Annotated in this window: 18 protein-coding genes and 2 pseudogenes; 7 read left to right on the top strand and 13 right to left on the bottom strand. The window is 61.2% G+C overall.

The genetic code is table 11. The annotated features are described in order from the left end of the window. Positions 1-3 precede the first annotated feature (3 nt). The gene (locus QQZ18_RS18175; protein WP_284542367.1) at positions 4-669 is read right to left on the bottom strand and encodes a non-canonical purine NTP pyrophosphatase; all 666 of its coding nucleotides are present in this window, start codon (positions 667-669) and stop codon (positions 4-6) included. Positions 670-680: 11 nt separating this feature from the next. Beyond that, positions 681-1,403 carry a ribonuclease PH gene (gene rph, locus QQZ18_RS18180; RefSeq protein ID WP_284542368.1) on the bottom strand — a complete coding sequence of 241 codons (723 nt, stop codon included), beginning with the start codon at positions 1,401-1,403 and terminating at the stop codon, positions 681-683. 351 nt (positions 1,404-1,754) lie between these two features. Between rph and QQZ18_RS18185 the strand changes: the two genes are divergently transcribed. Both QQZ18_RS18185 and QQZ18_RS18190 read left to right on the top strand, forming a co-directional pair. Further along, positions 1,755-2,690 (top strand): class I SAM-dependent methyltransferase, encoded by a 936-nt coding sequence (locus QQZ18_RS18185; protein WP_284542369.1) that lies wholly within the window; start codon positions 1,755-1,757, stop codon positions 2,688-2,690. 3 nt (positions 2,691-2,693) lie between these two features. Next, positions 2,694-3,521: a TrmH family RNA methyltransferase gene (locus QQZ18_RS18190; RefSeq protein ID WP_284542370.1), complete on the top strand. Its 828-nt coding sequence runs from the start codon at positions 2,694-2,696 to the stop codon at positions 3,519-3,521. Here QQZ18_RS18190 and QQZ18_RS18195 read toward each other — a convergent pair. The 3 genes from QQZ18_RS18195 to QQZ18_RS18205 all read right to left on the bottom strand — a co-directional run bounded on the left by QQZ18_RS18195 (position 3,509) and on the right by QQZ18_RS18205 (position 6,050). Next, on the bottom strand, positions 3,509-4,036 hold the full coding sequence (locus QQZ18_RS18195; RefSeq protein ID WP_284542371.1) for a GNAT family N-acetyltransferase: 528 nt from the start codon (positions 4,034-4,036) through the stop codon (positions 3,509-3,511). The two genes, QQZ18_RS18190 and QQZ18_RS18195, sit on opposite strands and share 13 nt — an antisense overlap. Before the next feature lies 1 nt (position 4,037). Then, the gene (locus QQZ18_RS18200; protein WP_284542372.1) at positions 4,038-4,604 is read right to left on the bottom strand and encodes a helix-turn-helix domain-containing protein; all 567 of its coding nucleotides are present in this window, start codon (positions 4,602-4,604) and stop codon (positions 4,038-4,040) included. Positions 4,605-4,694: 90 nt separating this feature from the next. Further along, on the bottom strand, positions 4,695-6,050 hold the full coding sequence (locus QQZ18_RS18205; RefSeq protein WP_284542373.1) for an MFS transporter: 1,356 nt from the start codon (positions 6,048-6,050) through the stop codon (positions 4,695-4,697). 429 nt (positions 6,051-6,479) lie between these two features. Here QQZ18_RS18205 and QQZ18_RS18210 point away from each other — a divergent pair. Further along, positions 6,480-7,127, top strand: a pseudogene (locus QQZ18_RS18210) (magnesium chelatase domain-containing protein); the annotation flags it as partial. 49 nt (positions 7,128-7,176) lie between these two features. Further along, positions 7,177-8,859, top strand: a complete 1,683-nt coding sequence (locus QQZ18_RS18215) for a recombinase family protein (protein WP_284542374.1) — start codon at positions 7,177-7,179, stop codon at positions 8,857-8,859. Positions 8,860-8,870: 11 nt separating this feature from the next. On the opposite strand, the gene QQZ18_RS18220 is transcribed toward QQZ18_RS18215, so the two are convergent. The 5 genes and pseudogenes from QQZ18_RS18220 to QQZ18_RS18235 form a co-directional block, all read right to left on the bottom strand. After that, on the bottom strand, positions 8,871-9,392 hold the full coding sequence (locus tag QQZ18_RS18220) for a hypothetical protein (protein WP_284542375.1): 522 nt from the start codon (positions 9,390-9,392) through the stop codon (positions 8,871-8,873). After that, complete coding sequence (locus QQZ18_RS18225; RefSeq protein ID WP_284542376.1) at positions 9,389-9,763, bottom strand: hypothetical protein; 375 nt, start codon at positions 9,761-9,763, stop codon at positions 9,389-9,391. Before QQZ18_RS18225 ends, QQZ18_RS18220 begins: the two co-directional genes overlap by 4 nt. Positions 9,764-9,796: 33 nt before the next feature. Then, positions 9,797-9,892 (bottom strand): annotated as a pseudogene (locus QQZ18_RS23835) (hypothetical protein); the annotation flags it as partial. Beyond that, a complete protein-coding gene (locus tag QQZ18_RS18230) occupies positions 9,862-11,190 on the bottom strand; it encodes a MobA/MobL family protein (RefSeq protein ID WP_284542377.1) in 1,329 nt (442 codons plus the stop codon). The gene QQZ18_RS18230 and the pseudogene QQZ18_RS23835, both read right to left, overlap by 31 nt. Positions 11,191-11,653: 463 nt before the next feature. After that, a complete protein-coding gene (locus QQZ18_RS18235) occupies positions 11,654-11,803 on the bottom strand; it encodes a hypothetical protein (RefSeq protein WP_284542378.1) in 150 nt (49 codons plus the stop codon). Between the two features lie 62 nt (positions 11,804-11,865). Here QQZ18_RS18235 and QQZ18_RS18240 point away from each other — a divergent pair, with 62 nt between their 5' ends. Continuing rightward, entirely contained in the window at positions 11,866-12,003 is a 138-nt protein-coding gene (locus tag QQZ18_RS18240) for a hypothetical protein (protein ID WP_284542379.1), read from the top strand. Then, positions 12,000-14,129, top strand: coding sequence for a DotA/TraY family protein (locus QQZ18_RS18245; RefSeq protein ID WP_284542380.1), 2,130 nt, complete (start codon positions 12,000-12,002; stop codon positions 14,127-14,129). Before QQZ18_RS18240 ends, QQZ18_RS18245 begins: the two co-directional genes overlap by 4 nt. An 821-nt stretch (positions 14,130-14,950) precedes the next feature. On the opposite strand, the gene QQZ18_RS18250 is transcribed toward QQZ18_RS18245, so the two are convergent. The 3 genes from QQZ18_RS18250 to QQZ18_RS18260 form a co-directional block, all read right to left on the bottom strand. After that, positions 14,951-15,247 carry a hypothetical protein gene (locus QQZ18_RS18250; protein ID WP_284542381.1) on the bottom strand — a complete coding sequence of 99 codons (297 nt, stop codon included), beginning with the start codon at positions 15,245-15,247 and terminating at the stop codon, positions 14,951-14,953. A 69-nt stretch (positions 15,248-15,316) separates the two neighbouring features. Further along, positions 15,317-15,778, bottom strand: coding sequence for a hypothetical protein (locus tag QQZ18_RS18255; protein ID WP_284542382.1), 462 nt, complete (start codon positions 15,776-15,778; stop codon positions 15,317-15,319). Positions 15,779-16,723: 945 nt separating this feature from the next. Continuing rightward, positions 16,724-18,760 (bottom strand): hypothetical protein, encoded by a 2,037-nt coding sequence (locus tag QQZ18_RS18260; RefSeq protein WP_284542383.1) that lies wholly within the window; start codon positions 18,758-18,760, stop codon positions 16,724-16,726. 395 nt (positions 18,761-19,155) lie between these two features. Here QQZ18_RS18260 and dcm point away from each other — a divergent pair, with 395 nt between their 5' ends. After that, positions 19,156-20,466 (top strand): DNA (cytosine-5-)-methyltransferase, encoded by a 1,311-nt coding sequence (dcm, locus tag QQZ18_RS18265; RefSeq protein WP_284542384.1) that lies wholly within the window; start codon positions 19,156-19,158, stop codon positions 20,464-20,466. The last annotated feature ends 49 nt before the right edge of the window (positions 20,467-20,515 follow it).

Genomic DNA, 20,515 nt, shown 5'->3' on the forward strand with positions numbered 1-20,515 from the left:
GGCTCACCCGCGCGGCCCGAAGCCGATGGGGAAGGCGCCTTCGACGAGCAGCTTCAGCGACCGCGATCGGTGCGACAACGGACCTGGCGCGTCCCAGATGGAACCGTGCTTTTCGGCTTCCGTCATCTCGCCATAGGTCCTGGTTTCTCCCTCCGGCATGAAGACCGGATCATAGCCATGGCCGAAGTCGCCCGAGCGCGGGGGCCAGACGAGCGTGCCGTCACGCGTGCCGAGGTATTCCTGGGTATGGCCGTCAGGCCAAGCGAGACAAAGGAGGGAGACGAACGTCGCCCGCCGCTTGTCAGGCGTCGCGGCCCCAACCTTGAAAAGCTCTTCCTCGACGAGACGCATGGCCATCGACCAGTCGCGGTTCGGCCCGGCCCAATCGGCCGTGTAAACTCCGGGACGACCGTCGAGAGCTTCCACGCACAGGCCGGAATCGTCGGCAAGGGCCACCTCGCCGGCGGCGCGAGCGGCGGCCAGTGCCTTGATACGGGCATTGTCGACGAAGGTCTGACCATCCTCGACCGGCACCGGCAGGCCAAGATCGCCCGCCGACACCAGCTCGATGGAAAGACCGCCCAGCAGGAAGTAGAACTCGCGGAGCTTGCCGTTGTTATGCGTGGCGACGACGAGGCGCTTGCCGTCGATGCGGCGCTGTTCGGTCATATCAAGCCCTTTCAGGACGCGATGGCCGCTTTCTGCAGCTCGATCAGCTGGGCGATGCCACCCTTGGCCAAGCCGAGCAATTGCTGCAGCTCGGCTTCCGAGAAGGGAGCACCTTCGGCGGTGCCCTGGATCTCGACAAGGCCGCCGGAACCGGTGATCACGAAGTTGGCGTCGGTCTCCGCGGAGGAGTCCTCGATATAGTCGAGGTCGAGCACCGGAACGCCATCGGAAATGCCGCAGGAAATGGCGGCGACATGGTCGCGCAGCACCTTAGCATTGGCGGGCACCAGATTGCGCCGGCGCATCCACTCGATAGCGTCATAGAGCGCTACGAAAGCACCGGTGATCGAGGCGGTGCGGGTGCCGCCATCGGCCTGGATGACGTCGCAGTCGATCACGATCTGCCGCTCGCCGAGAGCGATCAGGTCGACGACGGCGCGCAGGCTGCGGCCGATCAGTCGCTGGATTTCCTGCGTGCGGCCAGACTGCTTGCCGGCAGCGGCCTCGCGCTTCATGCGCTCGCCGGTGGCGCGGGGCAGCATGCCGTACTCGGCGGTCACCCAGCCCTTGCCACCGCCGCGCAGCCACGGCGGCACCTTCTCGTCGACCGAGGCGGTGACCAGCACATGGGTGTCGCCGAATTTGACGAGGCAGGAACCTTCGGCGTGGCGCGACACGCCGCGCTCAAGGCTGACGGGACGCAGTTCGTCGGGAGCACGACGGGAAGGGCGCATGGGTTCTCCATAGAAATCGGATGCGGTAGCGACGGCTCCGCAAGGTTGCGCCCTTGTAGCCCTCTCGGGGAAGCTCCGTAAAGGGCGGTGATCGATGAACCGGCGGGAAAGCGGCGCTTCATTCCGGCCGAGGGGCGTGTATAAGGGGCCGAAGATCCCTTTCCTGCCGGACAAACCGCCTTGGCAAAGCCGCCCTCCCCCGCAAAGCCCGCTTCTCATGCCGGCCGTCCTCCATTCCGCAAACCGGACCGGTCCCAGGCCGCCGGGAAAGAAACGGAACGACAGGAAGCGCGCAGTCGCGAACCGCGCGGTCCGGCTCGTCCATCGGGAGCCGCAGCGCCGAAACGGCCGATGCCGGCCGTTCTCGGCCCGCGTCTCGCCAGCGAGCAGGTGAGCTCGCTGCTGGTCACCGAGGGTTGGGACGACTACCGCCTTCTGGATATGGGCGAGGGCGAGAAACTCGAACGCTACGGCGCGCTCACCGTCATCAGGCCCGAGCCGCAGGCCATGGGGCCGCGCCGGTTGGCGCCGTCGGTGTGGGCAGCGGCCGGCGCCGCCTTCACCGGCGACGTCGAGGAGGATGGCCCGGGTCGCTGGCGGACAGAGCCCGGTATCGGTACCGCCTGGGAAATGCGGGTGATGGGACTGCCCGTCGTCTGCCAACTGACCGCCTTTCGTCATGTCGGCATCTTTGCCGAGCAAATCGCCCACTGGACCTGGATGGTCGAGCGCCTCAAGGCCCATCGCGGACCGGAAAAACCGAAGCTTCTCAACCTGTTCGGTTACACCGGCATTGCTTCACTGATCGCCGCCGAGGCCGGTGCCGAGGTGACGCACGTCGACGCCTCCAAGAAGTCCGTGGCCTGGGGGCGGGAAAACCAGGCGCTCGCCGGTCTTGACGCCGCCCCCATACGTTGGATCGTCGATGATGCCGTGAAGTTTGCCGAACGCGAGGTGCGTCGCGGCAAGCGCTATGACGGCATTCTGCTCGACCCGCCGCGCTTCGGCCGCGGTCCGGACGGCGAGGTCTGGTCGCTGGAAGCCGACCTGCCCCATCTTCTCGATCTGACGCGCCAGATCCTGGCGCCGGGACCCGCCTTCGCGGTGCTGACGGCCTACGCCATCCGCGCTTCTTTCCTGTCCATTCACGAGATCACCGCCGATCTTCTCGGACACCGTCCGGGCACGATCGCCTCGGGTGAACTTGCTGTCCGCGAGACCGGCGACGCGGAGCGGCCGGGCCGGCTGCTCGCCACCTCGATGTTTTCACGTTTTATCGGAGCCTGAGCCATGGCCGACAGGGAAAGAGCGCCCGGCGCCGTCCGGCAGATCACCTCGCTCACCAACCCGCTGGTCAAGGACATCCGGGCCTTGGCCATGAAGAAGGCCCGCGAGGAAACGGGCCGCTTCATTGGGGAAGGTTTGAAGCTCGTCACCGATGCGTTGGAAGAGAACTGGCCGATCGCTGCCATCGCCTATGCGCCGGCGGTACGCGACCAGCCGCATGTCGCCAAAGCCGCGGCCGCCGTCAGGGCGCGCGGTGGCGATGTGCTCGAAATGTCGGAGGCTGTGCTTGCCAAGATCACCCATCGCGACAACCCGCAGATGGTGGTCGGCGTGTTCGGGCAGAGGCTGAAGCCGCTTGCCGAGGTCAAGCCGGGCGAGGGCGAGGTCTGGGTGGCGCTCGAACAGGTGCGCGACCCTGGCAATCTCGGAACCATCATCCGCACGGTGGATTCCGTGGGCGCCAAAGGCGTCATCCTGGTCGGCGAGACCTGCGACCCCTTCTCCTTCGAAACGGTGCGCGCCACCATGGGCTCGCTGTTCCATGTGCCACTGGTAAAAACCGGGCGCGACGCTTTCCTTGCCTGGGCCAAGACCACGGGGGTTCGTCTCGTCGGCACCCATCTGAAGGCGACGCACGACTATCGCAACGTCGAAAGCCGTGCGCCGACTGTGCTGGTGATGGGCAACGAGCAGGCGGGCATGACCGACGACATGACCGGGGCTTGCGACGTCCGCGTCAAGATCCCGATGGCCGGTCGCGCCGACAGCCTCAATCTGGCGGTGGCAACCGGCGTCATGCTCTACGAACTTAGGCGCGGTCAACTGACCTGAGCCAGCTCCTTGTAGTAATAGAGCGTGCCGGTATAGCCGCCGTGCGGCTTCAGCGCGTAATTGGGAATCTCGCCGGCGAGGCGGAAGCCGCAGCGTTCGTAGAGCGGGCCGGCACCGCCGTCGCTCGCGGTATCCAGGACGATCAGCTGACGCCCCTTCGCAAGGGCCACCTGTTCGGCCGCTCCGATCAAGGCCGTGGCGATGCCGCGGCCGCGATGGCTGGGGCGCGTCATCATCTTGGCAAACTCGGCCCGATGCGGCTGGTTGGGCGGACAGTCGAGCAGCAAGGTCAGCGTGCCCACAAGCATCTCGCCCTCGAAGGCGCCGAGCACGACGCGTTGGCCCTTGTCGGCGGCGGTTAGCGAGCCGCGCCAGAACGCCCGGGCGTCGTCCATGGCAAACGGATGCATGAAGCTGACCGAGCCGCCGCCTGCGACCGTCTCGACGATCAGCGCCGCCAGCGCGTCGACGGTCGCTGAATTCAGGCCGAGGGGATGGATGGTGATGTCCGACATGTCAGCTCCTTGCAAGCGCCACCACGTAGCGGGCCGGCGCGTCGCTTTCGTTCGAAATGGTCACATCAGCCGGCGGCCCGAAGCCGATACAGTCGCCGGCAGCCAGAACGTGCCGCCCGTCCGCATCGGTCATGATGAGCTCGCCCTCGATCAGCCAGACCACCTGTCGGATGAAGGCGTAGGTAGCGGCCGGCAGCAGCGCGCTTTTACCGGGCGGCATGGTCACCTCGACGATCTCCAGAGGATGATCGGGGCGCAGAAACACTTGTCGGCGGAGATAGCCGGTGTCCGGATCGCGCCACACCGCCTGATCGGCTACCCGCACGAGACGGTCGGCCCCGGCCTCGGCCCGGACCAGAAGGCTTGCCAGCGTCAGGTCGAAGGCCGCGGCCAAGCGAACCAGCACGCCCGCCGTCGGCGAGGCATCACCGCGTTCGATCTTGGAAATGGTGGCCTTGCCGACACCTGAGCGCGAGGCAAGGTCGGCCAGAGACCAGCCGCGTCCCTCCCGTTCGAGGCGGATGCGAGCGGCAAGTCTGGCACCGGTTTCGTCTTCAAAAGTATCCATTCGTCTCTTTTAGGAGACGAATGGATGAAAGACAACGAAAAAAGCGGCCGCCACCGGCGACCGCTTTCGCAACTCTTCGGCCGCTACCCATCAGGCGTTGATGTCGACGCCGCTTGTTTCCTTGCCGAGCACCAGCGAGATGAAGGTGAGGCCAGCCATCACCGTCAGGTAGATGCCGACCCAGAACGGACTGCCCGCACCATAGGTCCAGAGCGCCACGGCAATGAACGGCGCCACGGCGGCGCCGAGGATCGACGACACGTTGTAGGAGATGCCAGAGCCGGTGTACCGGATGTTGGCCGGGAACAGCTCGGGCAACAGGGCGCCCATCGGGCCGAAGGTCATGCCCATCAGCGTAAAGCCGATGATGAGGAAGGCCATGACGCCGAAGCCGCCGAGCGACAGGATCGGTACCCAGATAAGGCCGAACAGCATGATGGCGGCGGTGACCCAGAGCAGCGTCCGTCGGCGGCCCCAGCGGTCGGCCCAGGGGCCGGACGCCATGGTGAAGATGCCGAAGAACACCACGCCGACGATCATCATCATGACGAAGGTGCGATAGTCATAACCGAGGCCTGGGATCGGCGCCGTGGTGGCGGCGCGGCCATAGCTCAGCGAGAACGTGGTCATCAGGTAGAACAGCACGTAGGTCGCCAGCATGTAGAACGTGCCGAGGATCAACTCGCGCCAGTGGTGGCGCACGGCATCGGCCATCGGCAGTTTGCGCAACTTGCCGGACTTCACCGTGTTCTCGAAAGCGGCACTTTCCACCAGGCTGAAGCGCACCCAGAGCCCGACGATCACCATCACCGCCGAGAACAGGAAGGGAATGCGCCAGCCCCAGTCAAGGAAGGCCAGCGACGGCCGCGTCGGATCGTCGGACGGCAGCGCCGCCGAGATGATCAGGAACAGGCCGTTAGCGATGATGAAGCCGATCGGTGCACCGAGCTGCGGGAAGGTGCCGTAGAAGGCCCGCTTACCTTTCGGCGCGTTCTCGGTGGCGACCAGTGCCGCGCCGCTCCACTCGCCGCCGATGGCAAAGCCCTGGGTCAGGCGCATCACCACCAGCAGGAAGGGCGCGAACCAGCCGACCGAGGCGTAGGTGGGCAGGCAGCCGATCAGGAAGGTGGCGATACCCATGGTCAAGAGGGCGGCGACCAGCGTCACCTTGCGGCCGCGCTTGTCGCCGAGGTGTCCGAAGAACACCGCGCCGAGCGGCCGGGCGACCATGGCGGCGCCGAAGATGGCGAAGGAGGAGAGCAGCGCCGTGGTGTCGTTGCCGGCCGGGAAGAACAGATGCGGGAACACCAGCACGGCTGCCGTGGCGTAGACGTAGAAGTCGTAGAACTCGATGGTGGTGCCGACGAGACTGGCGAGGATGACGCGCGCGCGCGAATTTCCGGTGCGGACGGCGCCGGACGAGCCGGCGAGAGTGGTACTGGACATGACTTTCCGTTCGTCAGAGGCATCCACCCGAAAGGTTGAGATCCCTCGGCGACGGCAGATGCACGAAAACAAGGACGGGGAGCGAAAGCTTCTTCGGGCCAGTCAGCTTCTGCTCCCTTCTTTGCGATGTCTGCGACTGGCGTTGGCAAGCCGAACAGGCATCGTTTGGAAGCGCGCTTATTAGACGAAGGTCGTGCTCATGTTAAGCGGTCAACAAGCGGCTCTAGCAATTATGTTGCGCATGGCTGCCATGTTGAGACCGAACCGTTCGTGATCGACGGTGCTTTTGAAAGAAAGCAAATGGTTGCCGGGGCATCCCGACGCAGCCATACCAGCTTCATAGGAACAGAAGGCCCCTCTTTGTTCCCTTCTCGTTCTTGACAGGCGGCGGACCATCCGCTTAGGTTGTAGCGGCTCGGGAGTAAAGCGATGGTCGCGCACGTCAGGACCGTGTGTTTTCAAGGCGTCGAGGCCACGCCCGTCGACGTTCAGGTCCACATGGGGCCGGGTAGGGTGTTGTTCAACATTGTCGGTCTTGGCGACAAGGCCGTCACCGAAAGCCGCGAGCGCGTCCGTGCCGCTCTGGCCGCTTCCGGCCTCGCCCTGCCTGCCAAGCGGATCACGGTCAATCTGGCGCCCGCCGATCTGCCCAAGGAAGGCAGTCACTACGACTTGCCCATAGCGCTCGGCCTCATGGTGGCGATGGGTGCCCTGCCGGCCGACGCTCTTGGCGACTATATCGTGCTCGGCGAACTCTCCCTCGACGGGACCATCGCGCCGGTGGCCGGCGTGTTGCCGGCGGCAATCGCCGCCAACGCCGAAGGATTGGGGTTGATGTGCCCGCGCGCCTCCGGGCCGGAAGCGGCCTGGGCCGACGGCGAGATGCCCATCCTTGCGCCCATCAGCCTGATCGCCGTCGTCAACCACTTCAAGGGTACCCAAGTGCTGTCGCGGCCCGAACCGAAGGTGGCCGATGCCATGGCGATCCTTCCCGACCTCGCCGACGTCAAGGGTCAGGAGAGTGCCCGGCGGGCGCTCGAAGTGGCGGCGGCCGGCGGACATAACCTGTTAGTCATATACGGCACATAACCTCGACAAGGCGTGGTGCGCCGGCTATGGTCGCGTCATGCCAAAGGCCTATAGTTACATCAGATTTTCGACTCCGGAACAACGTCTCGGCGACAGCCTCCGGCGCCAGCTAGAAGCCGCGCGCAACTATGCAGCGGAGCAAGGGCTGGAGCTGGACGAGAGTCTAAGAGACGAAGGTCGTTCGGCGTACAAAGGCAAACATCGCGATGACAAGGCTGCTCTCGGGTCCTTTCTGAAAGCGGTCGAGAAGGGACGGGTTGAGCGCGGCAGCTACCTGCTCGTTGAAAGCCTCGACCGTCTTAGCCGTGAACAAGTGACAGTAGCTCTCCGGCTCTTTTTGCACCTTATTGAACTCGGACTGACGATAGTCACTCTCGCCGACAAGCGCGTTTATAGTGACGCGTCGCTCCAAGCAAATCCCACCGAGCTCATCATTTCGATTGTAGTAATGATGCGTGCGCATGAGGAGTCGGAAACAAAGGGAAAGCGTGTAGGTGCCGCGTGGGCAAACAAACGAATTCTCGCGGAAACCGAAGGTCGTGCGATGACCCGGATCTGCCCCGGATGGATGCAGCTAAAGGAAGGTCGATATGAACTCATTCCTGAGCGTGTCGATATCGTAAGACGGATTCTGCGCGAGTGCATAGGAGGCTCAGGCACTCGCTCGATTGCCTCCGGGCTCAACTCCGACGGAGTTCAGACATGGGGAGTCGGCGGCAAGAAGGGTTCACATTGGCACGACAGCTATGTGAAGAAAATCCTCGAAAACCCGGCTCTCGTTGGTGAGTACACCCCTCGCTCTCCACGCGCCGGCGGCACGGAAGCGACTTCGGGCGCAACGCTTGTCGGCTACTATCCGGCGGTCACCGACCGCGAAACGTGGTTATCGGCACGCGCAGCTATGAGGGCGCGTGCGACGTCATCGGTGCGTGCTCCGGCCGGACTTCACCGCAACGTTTTGAGTGGCTTGCTCAAGTGCCATGCTTGTGGCGGGGGACTTCATTATATTGATAAAGGCCGGGGGCCGAAGGCAGGCGCTCCCTATTTGCAATGCGGAAACAGCCTCATGAAGGGGGGCTGTACCGAGAAAGCGAAATATAACTACGAGTCTACCGAGTCGGCCTTGCTTATGACGCTCGCTACGAACGCTGTCGATGTTCGTGACGAGACCGTCGATGTCGCGCCATTTATGGGAGCGGTCACTGACGCGCAGGCAACGGTCGAGCGCTTGCTAGACCTCGTGGCGACAGGTGTGACGTCCGGAGCAGCCGTCGCGCGCCGAATTGCAAAGGCCGAGGCAGACCTCGCCATCGCGCAAACGGCACTCGCTAAGGCTGAGGAACGCCGCGCACTCGCTGCTTTGCAACCCCTGCGACGGATCCACATCGACTCCGCAAAGGTGGCAATAGCCCTTAGAGAGCGACCTGACGACAGAGAGTATAGGGCCGAGGTAGCTTCTCGAATCCGCGCTGTCATAAAGACCATAACTCTATCACCCTACAAACTTAGAGTATTACTAGCTGACGAAACCACAGTAATTGAGGGGGTTGTTAATCTAAGCTATGCCGGTGTATTCAATTTAGCTATTAACAGATTCTCTAGGATGAACCCGGATATTCCGGGAGTACCGTCGAGAGGAATTAAGCTTATTCCGCCACGAATTAATACATGGGAAGTTATTGAAGAGTCAAATAGAGTGGACGCCGAAAAAGATGAGTGACCACATTGGCTCTATTGTTCAGAGACATTTTGTTTAGGATCGACGACGGCCGGCAGTCGATCCGATGAGAGCAATTTCAGGAGAGACCGTGTTCCAATGCCTCGCGCACGAAATAAGCGAGACGCAGGGGAAGCGGGGTAGCGGCGATCCTTAGTCGCGGCGGCGATTAGGCGGGCACCTGCAGCGCGCCATTCAGTGACGGTGCGCTTTTGCGAATTACGGATCGCGATGGCAAGGCGAGGCCAAGCATCGTCATCGATCGTAGTGAAAAATGCTTGGAGTTCGATGTCGCGGGCTACACTCATATTCGATCCACACCAGTCGCACCACGGCTGCGATGGCGTTCGGCGACAGCGAACAAGTTCGTCGGGGGCGGAATTTTTAGCGTCCGATTCGGTGATCGTCGTCCAGCCAACCCAGCCGCCGTCGAGAAACAGAACGGCTCGCTCCCAGCCTGAAACGGGCCGTCCGGATGCACGGCGGCCGACATAGATTCGGACCATATCGTCGGAGGCAGGCGTCGGCTTTTTCACGTCGGTCTCCGCTGCTCGTCCGGGGCGGCCTCGACCGTCGGCCTGGTGATCGAAGCGAGTGCTTCCGGATCAGCATCAGGCTCGGCATGACCTTTCGCGCGCCAGCCGTCGAGTTCGGCGACGATGTCGATAGGGCGTTGCTTTGCCAGCTCGGCACGCTGATTGTCATCGAGATAGGAGCTGACGAATTTCCGCAAACCCGGTTCTAGTTTTCGCAGAGATTCGAGGTCGCCTTTCGCGGCGTTGATGAGCAAATCGGACTCGGACGCAACCCGGCGCACACCGGCTAAAATCTGCTCGTCGGCCGCCTTCTGAGCGACCTCGGCGGCCCACTGCTGTTTGAGGACGTCGGGTGCGATGTAGCCTATCACGGCCACGTTCTGGCGCTGGCATTCGAGCCAAAGGCGCTCGCGAAACTCGTCTGGACCATGAGATTCAAGCTGCGCGCCCCATTCGTCCGCCGCTTTCTCTACGAGCGCCCGAACGGATTCATCACTGATAGAACCGTGGACGGTGACATAGTCGCCCGTGTCGTGCAGCCGGGATTCCGCAACTGAAACCCAGGCGCCGTCGGGTGCTTCGGTGACATCTTCGTAGCCGCGTTCTCTCCATGAATCCGCAATCCTCGTGATTGCGAATTCGGTGAGAGAACAGGGCGGCAGTCGGCCCTACGGCGTACGACAGCAGCTTTTTTCAGATGCTGGATGCCGCTCTCGCCGACGCCGATGTCCTCGGCAAGGGCTCGGGCGAGCGGCGTGGCTAGACGGTCTGGACCCCAGATGGTGATTTCTCGGCCGCGCGCCTCAACCCAACCGCCGTCGGTACACTGTATGCGGGTGCGGTCACGGCGGCGCACGTCGACTAAATTAATGTTTGAGGCGTAGGGGGCCGGATCAAAGTCTGGGAACCTGCTCTTCAGCAGGCCGACCTTGTAATCCGTTTTCGCTGCCTCGGTAGGAAGCTTGGGGAAACCGCGTTTTTGTTGAGACATCTCTTCCTCCAGTTTTTGCAGTTCGTTCAGGGTTTTTCGTTGCTCACGAATTGAAGTGACAACGGCAGTTCGACGGTCGTGCATCCGGCGACGGCGAACCGACGCCATCCTCTGCTCTCCAATTTGCGGTTCGGGTTCGCGCGGGTCATTGCGAGCGGCGTAGCTCCGGGCGTCGGCTCGGCGTTCGGAGCGAGTGTTGCGGAGCATGTTGTTGACGATCGTCGCCACGCGGGATCGCTCCGCCTTCAGCGCCTCGCCCTTCGTGCCGCCCTGCCGACCGCCGGATTCAAATAGGTGGCCAAGGTCGGCGTTACGGACGGCCGCGAATCCAGTTTGGGTTGTGGGATCGAGCATGCGCGGCGTGAGCATGATGTGCGCGTGAGGTTGCGGCTCGCCATCCGCTCCCTTGGGGCAGTGGATCGCGACATCACAGACAGCCCCCGCCATAATGTATTTTTTCGTTACGGATTCGACGAACTCGCGCCATCGATCGCGGGGCAGGTCGCGAGGGATGGACAACTCGACCTCGCGGGCGGTGACCGCATCTTTTCTTCGTTCTGCGGCCTCGACCCGGTTCCAAAGTTCAGAGCGGTCGTGAACCCAAGCTGGGGCGTCGGCAGGGGCAAGGATGAAACTTTCGACGACGTGGCGCTTGCGGCTGAAGTCGAATTCGCGGCCTGTCTGGGAGTTGGTCATTGCCGTTGCAGCGCGGTAGGCGGCGGCGGCGACGGCAGACCTGCCTTTCGAGCGCTGAAGGACCTTCACGCTCATATGGAAAAGAGTCTCGCTGGCGGGGAGGCTCGTCATGGGCGGGCACTTAAGCGTCGGCCCATGACAGCCGATGACGGATTCGAGCGGTTGGAAGAACGCGAAAATCGTCCGTTCGAGGGGCAGTCGGTGCGGTGTTGGACTGCGGGGAAAACGGCGGGGCACTTAAGCGTCGGCGTAAATTCTGGCATGAAATCGACGCACGGACTCGCGAGTATAAAACGGCCTCCAAAACGGACATCGGGCGTATCACTCGCGTCGATGATAGAGTTTAAGCGCCTACGGAACATGTAATCCGCCTCCCGAAGTCTCCAGACAGGCAAGCTGCGTCACCTGTGACGCTTAAGCGCGCCTTTCAGGGAAGAACTTTTCGCTTTCATCTTCCTACCGTACTTGCGCCGGCGCAATATCAAGCGAATTATAATCTCAAAGAGAAAAGCAGATTGGGGAGGAATACATGGTCGATTTGAGCGCACTGAGACAGCGAAAGGCCGACCTGGAATCAAGACTCGCGCAGACGGAACAGGCGTTGAAGTCGGCTCGCCGGGCGGATGACAGCCGCCGGAAAATCGTCCTTGGCGGTGCCGTTTTGGCGGCGCTCCGGAACGGCGAAATCGACGGATCGGTCCTGCGCGGTATCCTCGGCCGACATGTCACCGACCGGGATAAGAGGCTGTTCAGCGGCTCGGCACTCTCGATCGGGGAGACAGCGCAGTGAGCTTCGACATCATGGCGGTCGCCGAACTCCTCGCGACACTGTTCGGAATCATCAGCGCATTGATGATTGTGTGCGTGCCGAGAAACGCTCCGAAAGCGGTTCGCCGAGTGGATATCGGGGGGGCGAGGCAATGAGCATAATCGACATCACCGCTGCACCGGACCTGTTCAGATCGCTCCCAGCCTCCGATTGGTCAGGGAGGATGATCGACGGCATTTTCGGAACCGCGTCGGAAGCATCCTCGGTGTCGACGCTGCTCGAAATAATTGCCTCGGCTCTGGTGCTCATCGGCGCTCTGTTTTTGAGTTACGGCATACTCAGTGCGATTGTGGGAGCGGCGAGAACAGGGCGGCCGTTGTCGGATTCGACAAGCGGCGTGTGGGTGGCGTTACGACCCGTCGTCGGATTCGGAATGCTCGTTCCGATCGGCGCGGTGGGGCTATCCGGTGTGCACTATCTTGTAAAAGAAGTGGCAATTATTTCCGCAAATCTCGGCAACGCGGTCGCCGTGCAATACGTTGAAAATGCGACGGTTTCCGGAAATTCCTCGTTGCCGATCAGCGGAGCGGGTCAGGCTCTCGTTTATGGACTGACACGCGCGGAGGTTTGCTCGGCAGTCCGGATTCAGGCTGGGCGAACACTCGGCGAAACCACGATCACAGCCGCACGGATTCCGGCTGCATCCGGATCGGTGATCCAGTCGGGGGAGCGGCGGTCGTGGTGGACGGGCGAGGTCACCGAGGCCGGGAAAACCAGTGGGTTTGCATGGGATTACGGTCCAGCGTGCGGGAGCATAACGGTTTCGAATCCTGAAAATTTCGGAGGTTTCGGCGAAACGCGGCGACAGGCTGTCGCTGGGGCTGTGGCTGCTATCCGAGATATGAAAATCGGCGACAACATCGCTAATGTGATTGGTCGGACTCCCGGCGCAACATCAACGGATTCCGAAACGCTAGTGAAATCAATAGTTTCTGCATGGCGAGACAACGGAACGCTTGTAACCCAATTCGTTGAGCGGCTGAATCAAATTGCGGAAAGTTATGATCGCACGATTTCACAAGCCGCCCGATCGGCCGCGACAGCATCGGACTCCGGCCTCCGGCAAAAACTCGTTGAGCATGTGCGGTCGTGTGGCTGGCCTTGCGTCGGCGGGTATTACAGGATTCTAGGCACTCTGAATCTCGCGGCATCATCGACCGCGGCGGAAAATGCAACGGTGACGGCACCGGACGCGAAATCGTGGGGGCTCTACTCGTCCACTGTTGGCGCAGCGCTGAAACTCTTGGATAATCAAATACTTATTGAGGGAACGGAAGTCCGGTTGACGGCAAATGATCTGCGGACGGAGGCGGATGATGACGCGGAAACCACATTCTCCAAAATAACGGGAAGTATTACTCAACCACTGAAAGACTATTTTACGAGTTATGATGGTTTTTCGGCGGACCCGATTTCAGATCTCATGAATACCGGTAATCACCTATTGGTGGCATCCGAAACGGCGTTCGGCGTTGGCGCGGCGGCGTCTGGAGGGTCCCACTTTTTCGGGTCCGCGGTGGGTGCGGTGTTCGATTTCTTCATGAGGGCGGGATGGCCTGCGATTGCAGCGGCGTATGGTGCCGGGGTCATGCTGCTCTATGTACTCCCACTAACGCCATGGATTTATGTGACATTTGCGTTTTTTGCATGGGCTCTCGAATTGCTGGTGGCATCAATTGCGGTGCTGGTTTGGGCATTTTCGCACCTGCGGCTTGATGGCGGTGCCTTCGTGGATCGTGCGCAGGTGTTCGGCTACGGAAGCCTGTTCGTGTCGATTCTACTCCGTCCGGCCATCATCGTGATTGCATATGCGGCGGCAATTGCAATCGGTATAGTCGGTTTGAATTTCTTGCGTTTTTCGTTCTCGTTTGCATCCGATGCGGCAATATCCGGCTATACGCTTGGTGTATCGGGGGTATTAGTCTATGGAATACTCGCCATTGCAATCCAGTTCATGGCGTTCCATTTCATTTTCCGGTCGATACCATCCGCGCCGGAAAGGATCGGGCCGTGGCTTGGGTTGACGATCTCATCGTGGAGAGAGTCGGAGGGCGGCGCGGTGATCATGGCCGCAGTTGGCGGGCGGCTTGGCGGGATGGGGCACGGAGGGGTTCCGGGAGTCAAGGGGATCGGCGGCAAGGGGTCGGCGGGGGAGACGCCGATTCATGCCGGCGGCGCGGGGGCGTCGGCCGGGCCTGGGGCATCGAGACCGAGGGGATGAAGAAAGGGCGGTTCCAACCGGGGCCGCCCATTCTATTCAAACCCGCCGCTCAAGGGGCGGTTAGGACGTTTGCCGCAGCACAAGCGGTATAGAGCGGTTTACCCGCCCTCTGCGGGGAAGCGGACTAGCGATCTATTTGATCTTAAACACGTTATTCGACATCTCAATGGTCGACGGGGCACAGTGAGATTTGAATCTCGTTGTCGACGATCTCGACCATTAGGTCCATGGGATCGCCGCAATTCTCGGCGACTGCGCATGCCATCGCCGCCATGTCCTCAATGTCGAGGGCGAGGTCAATTTCCTCACCTCGATCCAGGAAATATAAGCAACGGGCGGCGTGCTTCAGCCGGTGCGTGACAGGGCAATCGAGACATCGCGATGGGAAAATTGAAACGCGCATTGGGGCTCGCGAAGGGTAGCGAGCGCTATAAAGCGCCCGCGAGGTGAAGGGCAATCACAATCGCCGTAGGGCAGGTGATCGGCAGGAGGGCTGCGATTTCGGCCCAGTGATCGCGGATGCGATAGTGCATGGCGGCCTCCTCAATGGTTGAGGAAGGCGACGAAGGCCAAAATTGCGAGGAACCATCCGAGGACGAGCACGGGCGAGAGAGCGTAGAGGGTCGCGTAGAGGGCGTGGCGGAGGCGGTAGGACATCGGTGTTCTCCTGTTCCTGGCCGCCGTTGTGGCGGTCATCATGGCGTCCGCCAACATCGATCCGGTCGGGTAGCTGCCTCCGCCACGGCGGACGCTTGCGCTTGGGCATGAGCGTGCCCGTCCGGATTCGATGTAAGGGAAAAACCTGATGACTGCTCTGGAGGTCAGGTCAGGAGACTGTTTCCGCCGGCGTAGATGCCGACGACCATCGCACCGGCAACCGCCACGAGAAGCGGCCACGAGCGGCGATATCGGCCGTTGAGGCACAACACGTAAATTGAGGCGATACCGGCGATCGTCGCGATCAGCAGCGGCCAGCGATCATCGTGCGATACGAGAATGGCAACCCATTCAGCGGCCATCACGCACAAGAGAAGACCGGCACGGGTTGCGGCCTGTTCGTGCAAGAGTCTGAATGACGCCACTGAGCTATCACTGAGTATTTTCAATATCTTATTCATGGAAACTCCCAGGATTGCAAGCTGAAGTACGGAGCCCGCCGCTCAAGGGGCGGATATGTCTCATGTGCGTCAGACGATTGCCTCTTCATCGTCGTCCGGGAGCGGCGTCACCATGTCGGCAACCGCTACAGTGGAAGCCGCGCGGAGGGCTTCACGAGCCGCGCGGAGGGCTTTCGCCGGCGTCGGGTATTTGTCGAAAAAGATCATATCGACATCAAAGTCGATCTTGATGACGTGCCAGTACTCGCGATCCGGCTCCCGGCGGCCGCTACCCGTCGTGTAATCGCCGCCGAATTCAAGCACATCGCCGGCCTTGACGGTCGTCAAATCGACGATACGACCGCGCTGTGGCAGGTATGTGCGCGTCATGCGAGCGGCGTTCGGACCGGTCAGTTGCGCGGCCCAATTTCCTCCGCGCTTGTGAGTGCAGTAGCACGGCGACTCAACCGATCCACCGTCCATGGGCCATCCGCAGCGGCCATCGCCGCCCGTCGTCTCGTCCGCCGCGTCGGCGGTCTGGATCTCACTCATGTCATTCTCCTTTTGTGCTCGGCTTTGCCGCTCTCGGCCTCGCCTTTCACGTTGCCCTCTCAAGCAACTCATTATCGTAGGCAGACTAGAAGAGAACTATCTATCGGTATCAATACCTATTGAGAGACAAATTGTTAGTTAAGATATTGCTACATTATCTCGATAACTAACAGACTTCCGGACGTTATTTCTGCTTCAATCGAGAAAGGAATATTGAATACGTCTTCTCGGCATATTTCATCGCTGATTCCGGTAATTTATATTTTTTATTGCGCACGTAACGAATTCAGTATTTCATTTATTTCGTCTGTTTTTTTGTTTGTTTCGCCATGGAGTGGGGACTAGAGCTGATTTTCGAGCTGCGAGTTCGGAACGGCGCTGATTTAGGAATTTCGTGCCTCACGGAATTAAGGCGTCCGAATTCGTTGCGCCAGGAGCCAGCGACGGGTTGACGGCCGGGGTGGCGGCATAGGCTTGCCCTAGGTCCTGCCCTCACATGGGGGTGGACCCAGCGCCAACGGCGCGTGTGCAAGCCGCCGCCCCGGCGGTCACCGAGGAGTAGGGTCCCGTCGTCTATGCGTGAGGCGTGGTCGGCGAAGCCGATCCGGAAGAGGCAAAAGACTCTTCCGGAAGCGCTGGAGCATCGACGATGGGCGCGACGAGGGAAACCTGAGCGGACTTTTTGGGGTAGGGAATCATACAGTCCGACTTGCCGAAGGCCTCTGGCGGCCTCGCAGGGCCGTTTTAGAATCGCGTCAAAAGGGTGTGATGGCAGAAACGAACGAATTTACAGCTATGACGGGAAAAGGGGGCAGGATTCCAATCCCCCTCCGGCCCTACGGTCCGGCTGCGGTCCCCCTGGGGACCTCACGCCGCCACGCGGGGCGACTTCGGTTCTCCGCCTTGGTCCGACAGGGTCGGGCCTCGGCGTTGCGGATTGAGTGGCTAGGCGGCAACGGACCACGAGTCGTCGTCCCACTGGGGCGGTTCGGATGGACTACCGTCCACTGACGACAACCACAATTCATGTTCGATCAACGAGACGACATCCTCTTCGTACTCTCCGTCGTCCAATGACTGACGGACAGCATGAGACGACGGCGGCGATCGATCCGAGTCAGTGTGGAACGGAAGAACCGTGGGTATCGAGACAGCCTCCGGAGCATCGTGACTAGCTGAACCCTCATCCAGCGCTGTGGTGTGATGGGATGAGGAGCGAGCCGTGAAAAGGCCTGCTATTTTTCTAAGACCGTCTGTCACGGTGGTCTTACAGGCCTCGGAAACCTCGCTAACGTCGGACATCGCCGCCTCGAAATGTCGGAGAACCGTGCGATAAGCAATGCCTGCACGACGTGCAACGGCCGCCTTGGTGATCTCCGCGCCCTCGGCACGAAGGGCGGCCACGGCCTCCCGTATCGCGTTGAGCGAGGCATCCCGACGAGTGCCTGCCGCATGCCGACCACCCGCAGCCTGGCGGTCGTGGAGCGATAGGCCACCAAGGGTCCCCCTGAGAACTCCCGGGTTTGCCGTCCGACGGCGTGCAGACGGATCGAAATGAAGCGCTGCCCAACGGCAAACGGAGTGCAGCATCCCCATTGCTTTGCGTGGCGGGACGTTTGTCATTGCGTGGCGAGCATCGTGCCCTAGCGCGGTGGCAAACGCTTGTGCGAGGTCGTCGCCTGTCAGCGCGCCCCGTTTGTCTCCCTCGGCGATCCACTGGCGAGCGAGGGACCAACAGGCCGCCGTTGCCTCTTTGAAAAAAGCGTTGCTCTGGCATTGATCGATGCCGACCGCCGCGCCGCGAACGGCCGTTTGCCGTTCGGCCATGGCAGTCTCGTCCTCGCCAAGCCAAGGTTCAAGCAGCACCATAAGATCGGACAGACACAATGGATCACGCGAATTCAGGACGGCAACCGACCAATGCGGCGACAATGGATTCTTGACGCGCATGGAATTGCTCAAACCACCGACATCGCCGCCGACAGGTATGCAAGCGGCCGTCAGCGCGCGGGCCACCGCATGATAAAGGCGCTGAGGACCCGGTAATGCCTTGGAATCAAATCGAATTCTGGACTTCTCGGGTAGCAACCAAATGAAATGCGGCCGGACGATTCTGCCGTCCAATAGCTCATCCCCGACGACGAGATGAGGTAGCAAATCCACGGACTCGAACGCGTCGATCAGGGTGAGGCGCATCCCATCCCATGATGCAAAAACACGATCGCAATCGATCCGGATGAAGCCCCTCACACTTTTCTGTCCCTCGACGTAGACTTGGTCGAGCCCCAACAACTTGCTTCCGACGGCCCGCGTGAATTCCTTGGTACCGACCATAAGCGATTGTTTTAACTCTGTTTCATCCGCATCGCGCTTGCCGGGGCGAGCCTTCGGCAGGCAGCTAGCGAATAATTTTAGAAGCGGATGCTCGTCGCTCCGAAGACCCTGATAGACGAATGCCGACCGCTCCCGCCTCGTGGCGGGGTCCTCGCCGCCCGGCCAACGGTAGCCCTCCGTTAGGCGGTCAACGACGGCCTCGCGGCGATCCCTTAACGCGTCGCGGATATCGAGTTCCTTATTTACGCGGCGTCGGATGCCCTCATCCGTCGCCATCGGAAGCTTGCGACGGGCTTCGGCGGCGAGATCGGCTTTTAGGAGATCGTAGCTGGCGAGATGCCAAGCTTCCGAGATCGAGTCCGCCGCTCCCGATGCAAGCAACTCGCGCGCCGCCTCACGGATGAGAGGTTCCCGGATAGCCCTTTCGGCCTCTTGCACAAGACGAACATTTTGGCGGCGGGCGCGGCGACAGTCAGCCTTTTTCAAGCGGGCGGCATCGGCAACACCGATGAAATCGACAGTCCCCGTGCCGATGGAACCTGCCGCACCATCCGTCCATGTGCGAACAGGACGGGGCCAAATTTGTTGACAAGTTTGGGTAGAGAAGGGCGCCGTCTGGCTGGGTGCGTATCCCAGCGACGGGATCACCTGCTATCGGCGGCGGTCTTGACGACTATGCGGAACGGGCTGATCATGATCCTGTCCTTGACATGACCCCCGCGAGCGCCTGCGAAGCGCGAAGACCGGGGGTCTTGTTATTATTGGACCCACCGCGCGGTTTCAGCGTCAAGCCGCCGACGGAGCCGTTCCGCATCCGAAACAAACATCTTCAATGAAATCAGCAGCGTACAAGCCGACCGGACTTCCGGGAGGCCGTTCGCGGCCCCGCCGACGGTTAAAAGGGCAGCATAAAGAGGGAGGGAGCCGCAAGGCGAGTGGACGGGACATTCTGCACCCGGTGGAGGGGACAATTCGTCATGAACTTTTTCGTTACGCCGATCCGCTACGATTTCCTTCAATAAACTGGGATTTGGGATACTGGCGTGCGTGTTGTCGATCTTTTTTGCGGTGCCGGAGGACTGTCGCTAGGCTCGATGCGGGCTGGAATGGAGATCGTCGGGGCTATTGATAGCTGGGATGCGGCCATCGAGATCTACCGCAGGAATATTGGCGACCATGTTCGCCACGCTGACATCCGGGACGTCGTCGCCGTCGCACCCATGGTCATGGATCTGCGGCCTATCCTCATCACTGGTGGTCCGCCATGCCAAGATTTCTCGACCGCTGGGTTACGTGTCGAAGGTGAGCGCGCCGAACTAATGACCGCATTCGCGATGACAGTCGCGGTGGTGAGACCCCAATGGTGTCTGATGGAGAATGTCGCCCGTGCGCAGAAGTCCCTGACGTGGGCGCGATCGCGGGAAATTTTGAAACGGGCGGGATATGGAATCACGGAAATCGTCGTCGATGCTTCGTGGTACGGAGTAGCTCAAACCCGGAAACGGCTGATCGTCGTCGGACGGCGTGATGAAGCTGATGGATTCCTCGCTGCGGAAATCGATGCTGCACGACAAGCCCGCCAAACTACAATCCGCGACATCCTCGGTGAAGACATCGGAGGACAGATCGACATCCACCCTAGTCGATATGGGTGCACTGCTGATTGGCCGACGGATGTACCTGGTCGCGCGCCACGGACTGCATCGCAAAGCTCAGGGGTGAGCGACCAGCAATACATATTCGTGCGCCCGTTCGGCGGCGGTCGGGGCGTAAGGTCAATCGACGAGCCGGCGCCAGCTCTGGTGCGAACATCACGTGAGCCGCCCGCGCCTGGATATCTGTTGAATCCTTCGCGGTTGGATCTCGTGCCAGTGAGCCAAGTACCGCATCTCAGTCAGCAGCAGACGTCGCTTTTGCAGGGATTCCCCAAGGACTGGGATTGGAGTCCCGCTCGGCGTGTCCGGGATATCGATCAGATGATCGCAAATGCCGTCCCAGTTGCGCTGGCGGAGGCCATCGGAAGAGTGATACTCGCACGACACAGGGGAGAAAGCGTCCCAGCGACCGCCGATGGATTCTCGGATTGGCTCAAGGCTCAAGGTGTGGGGGGGCAGGTACTGAGGAACCGACGTCACGCGCTCGGACGGGCGCGGCGCCTTCTCGGCGGACGTCTTTACGCCGACATCGGCGAGGAACTGCGGGCACTGGAAGAAGCCAATGGTTTCGCGGATTTGTCGCCGTCGACGCGGTCGGATCTGCGTGCAGCGCTGCGGATGCACGCTGATTGGAAAGCCTCTAAGAAAGAAGAACCCGTTAGAAGAAAAGCGCCTAGAGGCCACCATAGGCAAGTTTGATTGCTCGTTCTGCGATCGGCCCCGTCACTACGAGACGGAAAAACTACAC

The organism is Pleomorphomonas sp. T1.2MG-36, assembly GCF_950100655.1.
Lineage (GTDB): Bacteria > Pseudomonadota > Alphaproteobacteria > Rhizobiales > Pleomorphomonadaceae > Pleomorphomonas.